Genomic DNA, 18,333 nt, shown 5'->3' with positions numbered 1-18,333 from the left:
TATTATTGAATTAATTATATAATTCTATTGAAGACTAGTCATAAAAAATGAATGAAAGTGCATAAAATAGATTATTTATGCATTAGAATTTAAGCAATTTATTTATTTTACTATATCATTAAAATATGGGTAACTAATAATATACAATTATCCTTTTTTCTTGTTTTTTCTACTTAATACCAATATTTTTTTAATTGTCAGTTGAAAAGGATGTAGTGAAATTTCTCACTACATCCCTTCATCAATTTGTGTAATACCTTAAGTCAATCATTTAATTTAAGTTTTCAACAACCGATTTTAAGTAATCTTCTAATTTAGATTCTTCATCGGCCTTACAATAGGTGTTAACCGTAATTTTATTGTTATTTAAAGCAATATCAGTTATTAATCCTTCTACCTCAGCCCCTTGGTTAATGCCATCAAGTTCGATCCCTTTTAAGTCACTTTCTTCCTCAAACAGTCCTACGTAATTAAATACTGGTAACGCTAATTTTAAAATATCTAGCTTGTTGATTAACTTTCTGATATTTGAGAAATTCGCCTCTAATGCTTTATCAATAGCTAAGGTTGTGAAGTTAATATTTTTGTCATAAGCGATCTCCATTAATGTTTTAATTTTTTTAAAACCTACTGTTTCTCCTGCCTCTAAATTTACTGTGTAGGGAATAATATCTAAAAACTCTCCAACTGTATTATAATAATTTTTATCCTGATAACGCCTACCAGTGTGTAAAATGGCAATAGGTGCTTCTTTTACCTTAAAATTAAATCTTACGACTTCCAAGAATAGGCTAAATGCCACTTCCCACCCTTTACTACTTATTAAATTTCCTTCCTCTTCATTTAGTTCTATAGTTATGATAGTGCTTCTCAGTTTAGATTTTTCTTTCTTTAATTGTGCTTGGAATTCATTCGCCGAATCTCCAAACTTCTCTAGTTCATATAAGGCTATAATCTCCTCCTCACTAATCCCTTCTGGACCTTTAGTTATTTGCTCAATATAAGAATGATAATCTAGCGTTTTTTCATAACTATTTTTTATGCCATTATTTTCATAGGTTTTAACTATAATGTTTTTAATATATTCACTACTCATCCCGTCAAATACAATATGATTAAATGGCAAGTATGCTTTAAACTCTTTTTCATTAAATTTAACTAGTAGAATTGTATATAATAGTTTGTTTGTTATATTGCTTTTATTTTTATAGTTGTTGGTAAATAATTCTCTTACAACCTGATTTAACACCCTATTGACAAATTCCGGCTCAAGGTAAGTCAAATCTAGAAATGGCACATTTACACTTTCAGGAGCTTCTAATTCTTGAATTTCTAAAGACTGTCCTTTTTCAATAAGGATGCTCCTTAATAAACCTTCTTCTTTTACTATGTTTAAAATACTTTTATTAAACACCTCTAAGTCTATGCCAGCATCAAAGTTAATTACTGTCCCACTAAGGGTCATATTAATAGCTTTAGTTATTTCTTGTACTGCTGCTAAGTTGTAATTTCTAATAATTTTACCACTAATCACCGACTCTTCTAAGCTCTTTGTTGCCCCTTTTACTAATTCAGCTACTTTATCAATACTACTTTCCTGTCTATAGTTCTTAAGAAGGTTTGTAAATTCGGTCTCAGTAAGCATATCTTTTTTTAGAGACATTCCATCTGTCATTCTAAGAACATAATGGGGCAGTAAATGATTTAAATTATTTTTCTTGAAACAATTTAGAACATCTTCTCGATGATCATAATATAAATCGTCAATCAATAATAAATCTCTACTTGTTTTATTTATTTTTATCGTTAGATATTGCATCGCAAAGTTAAAGTGAGATTTCAATAAATCTTCAATCACCTCTTTACTACTTAGGTTTTTATCATCTCTTCCCTTGGTAATGCAGTTATCTCTTAATGCTCTGATGTTCTGATGATATAAGATATCATTTAATGTCACTTCGAATCCTCTACTTGTCATAGCTGACATAATTCTTATAAGTTTTAAAGAATCTCCACCAATATCAAAGAAATTATCTTCTATTCCAACTTTGTCTAAATATAAAATCTCTGCCCATATTGAAGCTATTTCTTCTTCGATTTTATCCCTTGGTGCTGTATACAGTTGTTCTTCATAAAAGACCTCTTCTTCCACTGGTGAAGGTAGTGCTTTTTTGTTTACTTTTCCATTAACTGTAATTGGTATTGCTTCCATATTGACATAATATGATGGAATCATATAGTTAGGCAGTTCCTTAGACAAGTAGCCTTTAAGGTCTTGTACCTTTAGATCTTCTGTCCCAACTACATAAGCAGATAGATACTTCTCTCCCCTTTCATTATCTCTAGCTATTACTACCGCTCCTTTTATGTCGGAATGATTTAGAAGGACATTTTCTATTTCCCCTAATTCTATTCTATATCCCCTTAGTTTCACTTGATGATCTACTCTTCCTAGAAATTCGATATTTCCTTCTGGTAGCCACCTTCCTAAGTCACCTGATCTATACATTTTTCCTTCTATATATGGGTTGTCCAAAAATTTTTCCTCTGTTAGTTCAGGTCTGTTTAGATAGCCTCTTGTAACCCCCATACCTGAAATATAAATTTCTCCAATAGCCCCGACAGGTAATAAATTTCCATCTCTATCTAATATCAATACATTGCTACTATGAATCGGTTTTCCGATAGGTATGCTGTCCTTCTCTAAACCGCTACATTGATAGTATGTTGCACATACGGTGGTTTCCGTTGGCCCATAACTGTTATATACTTTCCTTTTATCAGAAATGATATTTGTCATGTATTCCTTTTTCAATACATCTCCACCACTAATATATAAACGGATACCTTCTAGAAGCTTATATTTATTAAACTCATTTAAAAGCAACGGAGAACAACTAATCACAGAAACGCTGTTGATTAAAACTATTTCCCGTAATTTATCCATATCTAGAAGATTGTTTTTATTAGTAATTACTAGCTTTCCGCCCTTAAATAAGATTGGATATACCTCTTCAGTGAAGGTATCAAAACTAAAAGAAGCCTGTTGAAGAACAGCATCATTTTCCGTTAGTCCAAATTCTTCTATAAATGCCCCTGTATAACTAACAACATTTCTATGCTCTACCATAACCCCCTTAGACTTGCCTGTACTGCCAGATGTATACATGACATAGGCGAGGGAACTAGAATTAGTTATGACTCCTAAATTATGATCTTCTCCACTATATAGTCCTTCTTCATCTAATAATAAAACCTCCCCACGGAATAATTTTAAATCTTTAGAAATGTCCTTAGTCGTTAACAGTAGGTGAGTACCACTATCCTCAATCATATGATTTATCCTATCTTGAGGGTATTGGGGATCTATCGGCAGATATGCTCCTCCCGCTTTTAACACAGCCATTATCCCTACGATCATCTCTAAAGATGGATGGGTCATAACACCAACAATTGAATCTGTTTTTATTCCTTTATTAAGAAGAACCCGTGCCAACTGATTAGACTTTTTATTAAGTTCATCATAGGTAAGCTGATCCTTTTCTAAAACTAAAGCGATATGATAAGGTGTCTTCTCAGCCTGTTCTTCAAAATATTGGTGAATTGTTTTGTTATTATGATAGCCCATTTCCTTATTAAATCGATGAAGTATCAGGCCTTCTTCTTCCTCTGATATGATTTTTATTTCAGCTAATTTAACATCAGGCTTTTCAATAATCTGGTTAATTACGGTCTTAATATGTCCTTCAATCAATTGAATATCTGCAGGATCATAGACGCTATCATTATAAGACATGATAATGGTTAATTCTTTATCTGGGACAACAGTAATACTAAAATCATAATTAACTTGTTCATTAATTCTAGCATCTTTAATGTCAAAGCCTAGACCCAATTCTTTCCCTATATTATCGATCTCTTTATCGATAGGATAATTCTCAAAAACAATGATATGATCAATTAAGTCTCTTTTTAGCTCTGACTGGGCCTGTATCTCAGCAAGTGGTAAATAATCGTATTTAGATGAAACAAAGGCCCTATTTTGAATGTCTTTAATAATTTCTTCAAACTTACTATCGGAATTGAAGTTCATTCGTACTGGTATTGTATTTATAAATAGGCCTACCATGTTTTCAATGCCGTCTATTTCTGAAGGTCTACCTGAAACTGTTGTACCAAATACAACATCATCTGTATAGCAGTACTTTTGTAGTAAAATTCCCCAAACTGCTTGGAAAATGGTATTTATGGTCACGCCATATGACTTAGCCAACAATGTAACTTTGTCTGTTGCTTCTTCACTTAAAGATATGACTGTTTCATTTAACGTATATTCATTTTCCAATTTGTTGTTTTTACAGTAGGGCAGTACTACTTTTTCATCGTATCCTTCTAAATAGTTTTTCCAATAATTTAGACCTTCTTGCTTTTTCTGACTTTCTATCCATTTAATAAAGTTACTATAGGGAGTTTCTTTTTCAATAATTAATGCTTTACCATCTGCTAACGTCCTATAATTACCAAACAAATCTTCTGCAATAATACCCAAACACCAACCATCCATGATAATGTGGTGGAAACTCCAAATTACCTCAAAAAGCTTATGATCTGTTTTGATGATGGATATCCGCATAAGGGGTTCTCCAGTTAAGTCAAAGGCTTTTAATTTGTCGAGTTGCTTAAAACCATCTACATACTCACTTTTTTTATTTTCTTCAAATCCACTTATATCTTCATAGTGTATCTTAATTTCTCTATCTTTTAATACAACTTGAAGGGGCTCTTTAACTGCTTTGTATAGGAATAGACTTCGTAATACGTCGTATTTTTTGACAAGGCCATTAAAAGCTTCTCCAAATAATAGGATATCCAGTTCTCCATCAACAGTAAAACTGGCTTGTTCAAAATATGATCCATTACTATCATTCATAATCGAATGATATAACATTCCTTCCTGCATAGGTGCCAATGGATAGATGTCCTTAATATTATTTTTCTTATAGCCTATTCCTTCTAATTCTCTTACCACATGGTCTAAATCCTTAATATTTAATTTCTTTGCAGTTATGTCACTTGGCGTAAGTTCTATATCTTTTTTATCTAAACAATGTTGAATAATTTCTTCTAGATACCCTTTGAAGTCTGATAACAAGTTATTGATTGTAGCTTCGTTATATTGATGTTTATTAAAGCTTAAGTTTATAACAAATTCCCCATTAATGATCAGCCCATTAATTTCTATACTATGGGTTCTTTCGCCATTGGGACTAAATTCATCTCCCTTTGACAAGTCAGATAATTCAAAGACATCTGTGTTTAGTTCATTATCTAACTGTCCTAGATAATTAAAGCTCACTTCTGGCATTAAGTTAAATACCAGTTCTTTTTTATTTTCTGGAGAAGTGAGATACTTTAATAATCCATATCCAATTCCTTTATGGGGAATTTTTCGTAGTGTTTCCTTTACAGTTTTAATTTGATACACTAAGTCTCCTTCATCAGAAAAATCAAATATTACTGGATACATAGATGTATACCATCCTACAGTTCTACTAACATCCATCTCATTAATTGATTCTCTTCCATGACCTTCAAGGTTTATTAATATCTTATTTCCACCGATCCACTTTCTCATTGCTAAGCCCAGTGAAGTTAATAAAATATCACTAATTTCAGTATTATAAGTTTGATTAACCTTCCTTAGTAGCTTTTCTGTTTCTTCTCTATTTAATGATGTCGTTAGCATTTTTTCATCTTTAACTAGATTAGCTTCTATTTGATAGTCCTTTGGAATTTCGATAATTTCATTTCTTTCTATCGCTTTCCAATAATCTACTTCTTCTAAAAAAACCTTACTATTGGCATAAGCATTAATTTCTGAAGCCCATTGCATAAAGGAATTAGTCTTTGGAGGTAACTTTACTTCTTCATTCTTTACAAACTGACTGTAGGCAGCATTAAAATCTTCCAGTAAAATTCTCCAAGATACCACATCAACTACTAGATGATGAATTGCTATTAAAAGATAATCTGCATCCTGCGTTTTAAATAAAGCTAGTTTCAACAAAGGCCCATTTCTTAAATCTATACTACTTTGTATTTCATTTGCCTTCTCCTTTAGCTTAGTCCCATAATTTACTTCATTAATAAAGTCATATACCTTTAAGCTAACATCACTTTCTATACTTTGAATTTTCTGTACTACCTCATCTCCGTTTAATTCATACACAGTTCTTAAAAGGTCATGATGCTGCATCAATTTTTTGAACACCTTAACGATCCCTTCTTCACTAAAAACTGTTTTGCCTCGAAGAAGCATTGATAGGTTCCAATGGTGGCCCTCTGTAAAGTTTCTATCAAAATACCACTTTTGTATTGGAGTAAGTTTTACTTCCCCTACTACAGGGCCTTGGTTTACTTCTTTATAGCCCTCTACAATAAATTTACTCACTTCTTTTATTACAGGATTTAATAGTAGATGTTTTGTTTCTAACTTTAATTTGTATCTCTGTAGTCTAGCCGAAACTTGGATTGCCTTTATTGAATCCCCTCCCAGGGTAAAGAAATTGTCATTAATACCGAATCCTTCTATTCCCAATATTTCCTTCCATACCTCCATCAAAACTCTTTCCTTCTCATTTCTAGGTTCTTCAAATTCCCCACTAGATAACTGCATCCCCCCTACTTCTGGAAGAGATTTTAAATCTATCTTCCCATTTGATGTTAGAGGAAACTGCTCCATCTGTATGAAGTGAGCTGGAATCATAAACTCTGGTAATTGTTCTAATAGATATTTTCTTAATTCAACAATGTCTATTTTGTTAGTTGCAATTATAAATCCGCATAAATACTTACTTTTATCTTGATTTTCTCGGGCAATTACAACGACTTCCTTTATCCCCTCATAACCAAGTAAACAATTCTCAACTTCTCCAATTTCTATACGATACCCCCTAATCTTAACTTGATGATCTATTCTTCCTAAAAACTCAATATTACCATCAGGTAACCATTTAGCTAAATCTCCAGTTCTATAGACCCGCTCGTTAGATACATAGGGGTTGTTTCCAAACTTTTCTGCCGTCAACTCCTGTTTATTAAGGTAACCTCTAGCTAGCCCTACTCCAGAAATCCATAACTCACCAGCAACCCCTACTGGCTGCAGCTTCTCGTCTGCACTAACTATATATGCCTTAATATTAGGTAAGGGTTTACCAATGGGCACTGTAGATCTATTTCCTATTTCATCACCAAAGATCATAGTTGAACAAATTGTCCCTTCTGTTGGTCCGTATGCATTAATAATTACCATGTCTCTTCTCCATTGATCCATAATCTCTTTATTAAGAGCAGAACCAGCCGAAATCACCCGCTTTAGGGAAGTAAGGTTTTCAGGTATAAGACTTGATAAATAGGTAGGAGGCAATGTTGCAGTTGTTATTTTGTTTTTAATTAAGTACTCTTCAAACCTACTACTGTCTTTAATTACATCAGAAGGGATTAAATATAACTGTGCCCCCAGTAAAAGGGTCATAAAAATATCCCATACAGAAGCATCAAAAGAACTGCTGGCAAATTGAAGTATTCTATCTTCTTCAGTAATTAAAAATTGCTGTTTCCATAGGGTCGTTAAATTGGCTACCCCAGCATGTTCAACCATAACACCCTTTGGATTTCCAGTCGATCCTGAAGTATAGATGATATAAGCCAAGTCATTAGCTTTATTAATTGTTTCTAAGTTGTTGCCACTTCCCTGATATATTTGAGGATCATCTAAAGCTATTGTCTTACCTCGATATCCTATACCCTCCATCAGATGAGACTGTGTTAAAAGCACCTCTAATCCACTGTCCTCCATCATATACTCAATTCGTTTTTGGGGATATTCTGAATCAATAGGCAGATAAACTCCACCAGCTTTTAGTACAGCTAATTTTCCGATAATCATTTCTAAAGAACGTTCTGCCATAATACCTACTATCGAATTTAGCTCTACACCTTCTTTTCGTAAAAGCCTTGCCAATTGATTAGCTTTTTCATTCAGCTCCCTATAAGTAAGTTTCCTATCTTCATATACCACTGCTACATGACCAGGATTCTTTTCAACTACTTCTTCAAATAGTTCATTAATCGTTTTACCTTCAGGATAATCGGCTTTTGTGTTATTGAACTGATAAAGGATTTCTTCTTTTTCTTTATCTGTTAAGATATCTATTTCTGACAACTTAGTCGATGGTGCCTCTAGAAAGTATCTTAAGATTTTCTTAAGGTGACCTTCAATTTTCTCTAACTGAGCCTCGTCGTAAACCAATGAATTATAGGACAGTACAACTGTTAATTCTGCTTCCGGCAATACAATGATATTAAAGTCGTAGTTACCCTGTTCTTCAATTTTGGCCTTCTTAATAACAAATTCTTCCCCCTCTTTGGTGGTGACCCGTCCTATTTCTTTATCCAACGGATAGTTTTCGAAGGCAATTACATGATTAATTAGGTCCCGCTTTAGCTCTGTTTCTGCCTGTATTTCTGCAAGGGATAAATAGTCATATTTACTAGATTGAACAGCAGAAGTCTGTACCTGTTCTACTATTTCAGTTAGATTAATATTTTCGGGAAAATTCATTCTTACAGGAATTGTATTGATAAAGAGGCCTACCATATTCTCTATTCCATTGATTTCTGAAGGTCTTCCAGATACAATAGCTCCAAATACAACATCCTTTGTATTATTGTATTTTTGAAGTAATATTCCCCACGCCGTTTGAAATAAAGTATTGACTGTTAAACCCATTTCTTGAGCAAGGCTGGTTAACCTACTAGTTAACTCTTTATCTAAGGTAAATTCCATTTCCTTATGCTGATAACCACTTAAACTCTTATTTTCTTTATTTTTATAGGGAATCTCTATCTGTTCTTCGTAACCTTTAAGGTACTTTTTCCAGTAGTCAATGCCTTCTTGCCGATTTTGATTTTGTAACCATTGGATGAAATTACTATAGGGCATTCCTTTAACAATCATTAAAGGTTTATTTTCCCTCAGTATTCTGTAGTTTTCCAACAGATCTTTAATGATTATACCTAAGCACCAACCATCTAAAATAATATGATGGAAGCTCCAGATTAATTGATATTGATTGATCTCAGTTTTAATAATGGACATTCTAAGAAGTTTATCCTTGGCTAAATCAAAACCTCTCTTCTTATCCTCTCTTTTATATTCCCCTATGAAATTAACCTTTTCTTCTTGACCCAAATCTGTCAAGTCAACAAATGAAACCTTTACCTTTCTATCTTCTAATACTGCTTGGAGTGGCTGTTTCACTTTATCATAGACAAATACAGTCCTTAAAACATCGTATTTTTCTATAAGAGCATTAAAGGCTTTTTCAAACAGCCCTTCATCCATTTTCCCTTCAATTGATATATCTGCCTGTTCGAAATAAGTTTCTGTACTCTCTCCCACAATTGCGTGAAATAACATTCCTTCCTGCATTGGTGATAGTGGATAAATATCCTTTACTTCCCCCTTAGTAAACCCTGCTAACTCCAATACCTCCATCGCTTGGTCAAATTCATTAATATCAAGATGTTTTGCAGTTGTATCGTAGGGAGTCAATTCAGTCCCTTCTTTTTCTAAACAATGTTCTAAAATCAACAGAAGATTCTTACTAAACTTTTCCATTAATGCTATTATTGTTTCGGTTTCATACTCTTGTTTGTTATAATTAAAGTTTAGTCTTAGTTCCCCATTGGTTATCATCCCATCAATTTCTATCCTATAGTTTCTTTCCAAATCTGCAGCGATACTACCTTCAACCTCAATGCTAGAGAATTGAAAAATATCTGTATTCACTTCCCTGTCAAATTGCCCTAAATAATTAAAGCAAACTTCAGGTTTTTTCTTTAGCCCTATATTTCCATTAATTTTTGATGTCAAATGCTTTAATATCCCGTAACCAATTCCTTTTTGGGGCACTCTTCTTAAGGTTTCTTTGGTATTCCTAATGATAAATGACAGATTATCCGATTGGGTAACATCTAAAATCACTGGATATACTGATGTAAACCACCCTATTGTTCTAGATACATCAATTTGATTTATTTCTTCACGTCCATGACCTTCTAAACTAATTAATATCTTATTTTCTCCAGTCCATTCCTTAAAGGATAACCCTAATGTCGCTAACAATATATCATTAATTTCTGTATTATAGGATTTATTTACATACTTCAATAGCTTCTCTGTATCATTTGGGTTTAATATAATCGACTGATTCTCTCCATCCTTTACTCTGTTACTGATGGCAACATGGTCTTTAGGTAGAGGTGAAATTGAGGTATCTTCTATCTCCTGCCAATAATTTAATTCTTTTAAAAGGGTTTCATCATTTACATATTTTCTTAACTCCTTAGACCAAGCTTTAAAAGAATCAGTTTTATCAGGTAAAGATATGCTGTTTCCCTCTAACAACTGGCTATAGCCTGTTTTAAAGTCTTCTAACAGGATTCGCCAAGAGACCCCATCTATCACTAAGTGATGTACTGCGATTAGTAAATGATCCCCCTCTAGGGTTCTAAACAACCCAAGCTTAACTATAGGTCCATTGACTAAGTCTATAGTCGATTGAATCTTCTCTACTTCTTCCTTTATTCTCTCCTCATATTGGTTTTCTTCAGTAAAGTCATATATCATTAACTCAAAAGTTTCTACACCGCAATCCCTTATTTCTTGAACTACCTCCTCAGCTCCTTTGTAATATACAGCCCGAAGAAGGTCATGATGTTCTCCAATCTTATTAAACACTTCCCTAACTAAGCCCTCATCAAAATTGTCTTTCCGGTATAACATCATTGATAAATTCCAGTGATGTTCATCGCTAAAGTTACTGTCGAAAAACCATTTTTGAATAGGGGTAAGTTCTACTTTTCCTATTACAGGACTCTGATCAATTCTTCGAAGAGCTGTTTTTACATGTTGACTTAATTCCTTTATTGATGGGTTTAGTAATAGATGCTTAGTCTCCAGTTCTAAATTATGCCCCTTTAGTCTGGCAGATACTTGTATCGCCTTTATTGAATCTCCACCTAGGGTAAAAAAGTTATCATTAATACTAACCCTTGATACCCCTAAAACCTCTTTCCATGTTTCTACAATAACTTCTTCAATTTTATTTCTTGCCTCTTCATATTCTAAGCCCGTCAATATATTTCCGTCTGGTAATGGTAAAGCCTTTTTATCTATTTTCCCATTTTGATTTAAGGGGAACTTATCCATCGGGATCAGATATGATGGAATCATATATTCAGGTAGTTCTTTCGCAAGAAACTTTCTTAAGGCTTGAATACTAAGGGTTTCATCCATTGCTACAAAGTAACCACAAAGATACTTACCGCCTTCTTCCTTTTCCCTTGCAACTACAACCGCTTCATTAATCGACTCATGACTAAGAAGTTGGTTTTCTATCTCACCTAATTCTATTCTAAACCCACGTATTTTAACCTGATGATCTAACCGATCCAAAAACTCGATATTACCGTCTGGTAACCATCGAACCACATCACCGGTTTTATACATCTTTTCCCCTTCTACAAAGGGATTATCTACAAACTTTTCTTCTGTTAACTGAGGGTTATTCAAATAGCCTCTAGCTAGTCCATCTCCACTAATGCATAGTTCCCCCGCTACCCCTAAAGGTTGTAATTTATTATTTCCGTCTAATACGTAGAGTTCTGTGTTTGATAAGGGCTTACCAATTGGAATTGTTATGGCACTTTCTTCTATACCATTAATGTTGTAGTAGGTGGCATAAACTGTGCTTTCTGTAGGTCCATAAACATGAACAAGTTTATCTTTCCCAACATATTCCAAAGCCTTTTTAACATGTTGAACCGACACACGTTCTCCGCCAAACAATACCTTTCTTACCCCTTGTAAACATGATAATTCTAAATCAACCAATACATTAAAAAGGGCAGTTGTTATAAAAAAGACGGTAACATTTTTATCCTTAATTACCTTAGCTAACTTATTTACTTCAACAGCAGTTTCTTTATTAATTAATATTAGTTTAGCACCATTAGTAAGAGCAGCGTAAATATCAAAAACTGACCCATCAAAGGCATAACTTGATAATTGTAGTAGGACATCATCTGATGTTACCTCAATGTAGTTGCTATTTTTTAATAATCTAACCACGTTAAAATGCATTGTTAAATTACCCTTTGGTTTTCCTGTACTGCCGGATGTATAAATGACATAGGCTAAATTGTCAGGTTTGTTTATTGTCTCCAGGTTAGAGGTCTCTTCTTCTACTAGTTTTGTGTCTTTTAAATTAACTACTTCACCCTTAAAGTCTATCTCTACATTTAAATTTTCTTGTATTAATAAAATTTCCACCTGACAGTCGGTTAGCATATAAGAAATTCTATCTGATGGGTACTCTAGATTTATTGGAAGATAAGCAGCTCCAGATTTTAAAATCCCAAGAATTCCAACCATCATTTCAAGGGAGGGCTCTACCATTAACCCTACAATATTATCAGGTCTTACACCCTTTTTTCTTAGAAATTGAGCTAACTGATTTGATTTTTCATTGAGCTCTTTGTAGGTTAAGCTCTGATCATTGTACTCCACTGCTATATCATTAGGAGTCTTTTCCACTTGTTCTTCAAAAAGTTGGTTTATTGTTTTTTCTTTGGGATATTCTGTTTTTGTGTTATTAAAATCCACTAGTAATTGCTGCTTTTCTTTCTCTGATAAAATATCAATATCTTTAATCAATACATCAGAATTAGAAGTAATTGAATTTAGAATATTAAGGAAGTGTTCTCCTAATATTTCTATAGTCCTTTCCTTAAAAATCTCTGTATTATACTCTATATTTACTAAGAATTGATTATTTACCTCTCTAATCTCAAAGGTTAGATCTACTTTAGAGCTATTAACACTAATTTCAAATTCTTTGAAATTTAATCCATCAATACTAAATTGAAATTGATCATTGTTTTGATAAACAAAAATTACATCAAATAGAGGGTTTCTTCCTAGCTCTTTTTTTATTTTTAAAGCTTCTATTAAGTCCTCCAATTGATAATCGGAATGATCGAAGGCACTTAAAGTATTCTCCTTTAATTCCTGTAAAAAGTCATAAAACTTCTTGTCTTGTTCAGGATAATTCCTCATTGCTAGTGTATTTACGAACATCCCCATAACCTCTTGTAACATGGGATGATTTCTTCCCTCTACAGGAGTTCCAATGATAATATCTTCCTCCATGGAATATTTAGCAAGTAAAAGATTTAGGGCTGCTAGAAATACCATATAGGGTGTCGTTTGGGTTTCTTGTACTAATCTATTAATTTCTGCACTTAAATCATCGGAAAGTAGCATGTTAATGATCCTACCCTTATGACTCTGCCTTATAGGCCTTTTGTAATCTGTATGGATATTTAAGGTTGGAACTTCCTTTGATATGCGATTAATCCAAAAGTGCTTTTGTTGCCTCATGTAGTCGGTTTTCTTCAATTTGTTTTGCCATACTGCAAAGTCTTTATATTGTATAGCAGGTTTTTCTAATTTCTTTCCACTATACAAGCTAACAAATTCTGTTCCAAAAATATGTCCACTTGCACCATCAAAAATACTATGATGAAGATCTATTAATAGTAGATGCTTTTCTTCCTGTAATTTGATTAGCCCTACCCTTAACAAAGGTAGTTTATTTAAGTCAAAGGGTCTAACAAAACTGGATATCACATCATCAATAAAAGTTTTTTCATCTCTAGAATCCTTCTCAATATATTCTATTTGAAGGTCAAGATGTTCTACTACCCGTTGGTGGACTTCCCCGTCTATTTCTTCAAAGCTAGTTCTAAGTATCTCATGTCGCTTAATTAACTGATTAATTGTACTTTGAAGTTTAGCTTTCTCAAAGTTTCCCTCTACAATCATCCCAATAGGTACATTATAATTCAAGCTATTATTTCCTAATTTATGGAGGGCGTACATTCTTTTTTGAGCTGAAGAAACTTCATAGTAATCACTAGCCTCAACAACCTCTAACTTAACTGGAACTTCAATTTTGCTATTGCTCCTAATTACATTTGCCATATATTTTATTGTTGGTTCTTTAAAAATTACATTTAAGGGAAGTTTAACATTAAAATCTAATTGCACCTTCGCCAGTAGTCTTGTTGCTTTTAATGAATTTCCCCCCAAAAGGAAAAAGTCGTCATTTACGCCTATGAAGTCAACGGTTAGTATATCCTTCCACAATCTAATTAGTTGGTTCTCTACACCATCATATTTTTCTTCTTTATAAAAAAGAATCTCGCCATCTAACTCGGCAACATTATCTATTGAGTTTAAGTCCATTCCATCACTGGAAAATTCCCTAATTTGAATAAACTCCTTTGGAATCATATACTCTGGTAAATATCCCCTTAGGAAGTCTACTAGCTCATTAACTCTTGCTAAAGTTTCTATTGCAATAATATAGGCTTTCATTTTGCCAGTATTTTCATCAAGAGTACAGTAGACATCTACAATCCCATCCATCAACTTAAGGGTATTTTCAACTACATTTAGATTTACTTTCCGCTCATCTATAAATACCTGCTTATGATGGGGGCCTAATACAATTAGTTCTCCTTGTCCATCAAATTTTGCCCTCTCTCCTGTAAAATAGAACTCTACATCGCTTCTTCCAATATGCAAGTTACCTTCTATTCCTAGGGGTTGGAGTTTCATATTGTCGTCTAAAACATAGCATTTACCTTCCCTTACATCTTCTAAATCAAAGAGCCCTAAATCTACATCCAGTTTTTTCTTAAGGGTATCTGTACTAATATTACTATACTTGTTGTAAATTTCTTGTCTCTCAAGATTAGTAATCATTTCTATTTCTACGACTGCCCTATTACTATTTTCTATGAGTTTTTTCAAAATATTTAAGTAATAGCCCGCCCATCTTTCTATGGTTTCTTTGCTAATGATATTACTATTATAATCAAAATGTAATTTTAATTGATTAGTTACATCAATTACATTAAGCATTAAGTCATACTTTACCTGATTTATTGTGGGTAAAATCATTTCTGTTGTGGTTCCATAAAAATCATAATCAAAAATGGTACGATCCATATTAAATACCACATTTAAATTTATGCTGGAAATTTCATCTGCGAAATCTTCTATCATGTCAGGGGTTATATACTTAATTTCTTCAAATTTTAAAAGTTCGGCTTTTATATTGTTTAACATCTCCCCAAAACTACACTCATCGTTAATTATTGTGTTAAGCGGTGCTATACTTACACAGTTTCCCATTAAGTTTTCAGCATTCATTATATTTTGACCCGCTATCGGAAGACCTATCGTTAGCTCACTTTGTCCTGTTAATTTATTTAATAATATTTTGAAGGCCGTTAGCATTGTTGTAAGTAGACTATTTTTATATGAAGCCGATAATTTTCTTAGTCCCTTTAATAAATCTCCATCTATCGTCCAGTTATATCTATCCCCTTCATTTTTCATATCCCTTGTTTCAAACTTTTCTTGGGGTAAGTTTACAAACTTAGAGACATTCTCAAGTTTGTTTTTCCAAAATAATTTTGCTTCTTTTGCTACATTGCTATTTAGTAGTTCATCTCTCCATTGAAGGTATTCTCTAAATTGTACTGGTTCTTTCAAGTCTACTGCCTTATTTAGTACTTCTCCTTCATAAATTTCTTGAAGTTCTTTACAGAATAAAGCTAAAGACCAGCCATCACCTATAATATGGTGCATTGATATGATTAAAATATATCTATCTTTCACACAAATTAATGATATATTAATGGGGGGCCCACTCCTTAAGTCAAAATCTTTTGTACATTCCTTCTCTAACAGCTCTGTCATAGAAGTATCTTCTACTGAGAATTCTTTAAAGTCTAATCGATTGATTTTAACTTCAGATTCATTTGATATTTCTTGTACACCCTTCTCTTGATTAATTACACTTCTTAAGATTTCATAGCGGTTAACAATTACAGTTACAGCCTTTTGCAATGCCTCAACGTTCAAGCTACCATTAATCTCGAAAATGATTGCTTCATTAAAGGCAGATGAATTGCATCTTGCTCCACATTGAAGCAATATATTCTTCTGTTCATTTGTTAAAGGAATCTCTTTTCTTTCTTCCTCCTTTTTTATTGGCGAACTTGGTGGATGGTTTGGGAAAAAACCTGCTGCCTTCATCTCTTCTATTGTTTTGTATACAGCTTTAATTATATTTTCAATATCTTCATCGGTATGGGCTGTAGAAAGAAAACAATTACGACCTTCCCAAATATATATTCCCTTATCTAATAAACCATAGTAGAATATCTCGAAATCTCCCTTTAAAACAAACCGGAATAATGACCCAAAATAGATAACATTAATAGGGATCTGGCCTTCATCAAAATAATTATTAAGTTTATCTACCAAGTACTTCGTTTTATTATTAAGATCTTGATATAGACTTTCACCAGTTTCTTTAATCTGGTTTAATGTTGCTTTTGCTGCTGCCATCGCTAAAGGATGATGACAAAAGGTTCCTGCAACAAAGGTTCTCTTATCATCATGAGGTGGTATTGAATCATCTCCAAATGACCATAGTCCACCATCTATACAGTCTAGAAACTTCCTCTTCCCAGCTACAATTCCTATAGGTAGTCCTCCCCCTATTACCTTACCATAAGTAACTATATCCGCCTGAATATTATAATGTTTTTGAATACCTCCTGCCTCTATACGGAAACCTGTAATAATTTCATCAAATATTAATGCAATCGATAATTCTTCTGTTAGCTTCCTTAATTCTGTTAAAAAGGCCTTTGGTTGAATATCGGGTCTTCTACTCTGAATCGGTTCAACTAGTACCCCAGCAATTTCATTGGAGTACTTTCTAATAATTTCAAAAGATTCCGAATCATTATAATTTAAAATCATTAAATCTTCTACCATATTAGGTAGAATACCAGGAGCTAGAGGTCTGGCACCGTAGTCTTTCGAGTCATAGGCCTGTGCCCCCAACACACCATCAAATGTTCCATGATAGGATCCTGCAAATAAAACTATTTTTTTCTTGCCAGTTGCTGCCCTTGCTATTCTTAAAGCAACCATATTTGCTTCAGTACCGGTGTTATAGTAAGCCACTCTTTCAACACCTGTCATTTCATGAATTGATTTTGCAACATCTCCTGCTAATCTACCCATAGGGCCAAGGGGCATCCCATGATTAATCTCATCTAATAATGCTGCTTCAACAAAAGAAGGGTTATGACCAAACAAATTTACTCCAAAGCCCATTGTTAAATCAATATATTGATTACCATCTACATCAATCATTTTTGAGCCATTACCTTCTTCAGCTATAATTTGATAGACAAGTTCCTTTAGTGAGGGTCTAAAACCAGCAACATTTCTATTACTGGCATAGACCGATCGATAGAACTGTGTTGTCTTTTTCGATTTTCCTGTGCGTGTTGTATAGCTGTGAATTAGTTTTTGGAGATATTCCTGTTTTTGGCGGTCGGCATTTGGGTTTTCTACTATTTGTAAAGGTGTATAGGGTAGGAAAACATCTTGTTTAACCTGAGATTTTCTTGATGCCATTTGTTTATTTTTTCCTACTTTTATATCTTTGTCTCTGTTAAATGCTATAACATTATCAGTTGGTACTGTTGCATCTTCTGCTAATGGTTTGATATTTAAATTATTAATCGTTTCTACCTGCTTAGATAGTAGGTTGATTTGCTTAGAAAAAATATTTTCTAGCCAACTCCAATTTTGCTGATTTTCTTCAATGGGAAGGTGTTGTTTCTGTTCTATACTTGCTGCAACTTCCTTCATAGAAAACTCGCCATAGTCTTCTTCCTCTATTATGTCATCCAACGACTTATGTTTGTCTAATAAGTTCTCATTTAAGTTGTCAATTTTTTCGTCATTACGGTCTTCTGTAGCTTTTAAAATTTCTACAAATTCTGTATCTTTTATTGCTTCGACAGGTATCTCTTCGGGGGTATTTACATTAATATATTCCGAAATTGCATTTAGATTATTTAGCGTATCTAAAAACATCGTTATAGGTATTTCTATGTTATATTTCGAGTTAATTAAACTTTTTACTTGTGTGAAGATGATGGAATCTACACCTAGTTCTATAAGGTGGTCATAGATGTTTATATCTGACTTTTTCAATTTAGTCACTTGTGATAAGATACTCACTAAGTCATCAAGTATTACTTCTTTTCTTTTTATACTTGTCATTTATGAACTCCTCCCATTCTTTCAATTTTCTTCTTTAAGTT

The 18,333-nt window shown here is 33.2% G+C and carries 1 protein-coding gene; it reads right to left on the bottom strand.

Translation table 11 applies throughout. The annotated features are described in order from the left end of the window. Nucleotides 1-271: 271 nt before the first annotated feature. Entirely contained in the window at nucleotides 272-18,292 is an 18,021-nt protein-coding gene (locus T335_RS19530) for a non-ribosomal peptide synthetase (RefSeq protein WP_026475839.1), read from the bottom strand. Nucleotides 18,293-18,333: the final 41 nt, after the last annotated feature.

Source organism: Alkaliphilus transvaalensis ATCC 700919 (assembly GCF_000621485.1).
In the GTDB taxonomy this organism is placed as follows: Bacteria; Bacillota; Clostridia; order Peptostreptococcales; family Natronincolaceae; genus Alkaliphilus; species Alkaliphilus transvaalensis.
The sequence above is the reverse complement of the archived record's forward strand: the minus strand, read 5'-3'. Positions and strand labels throughout refer to the sequence as shown.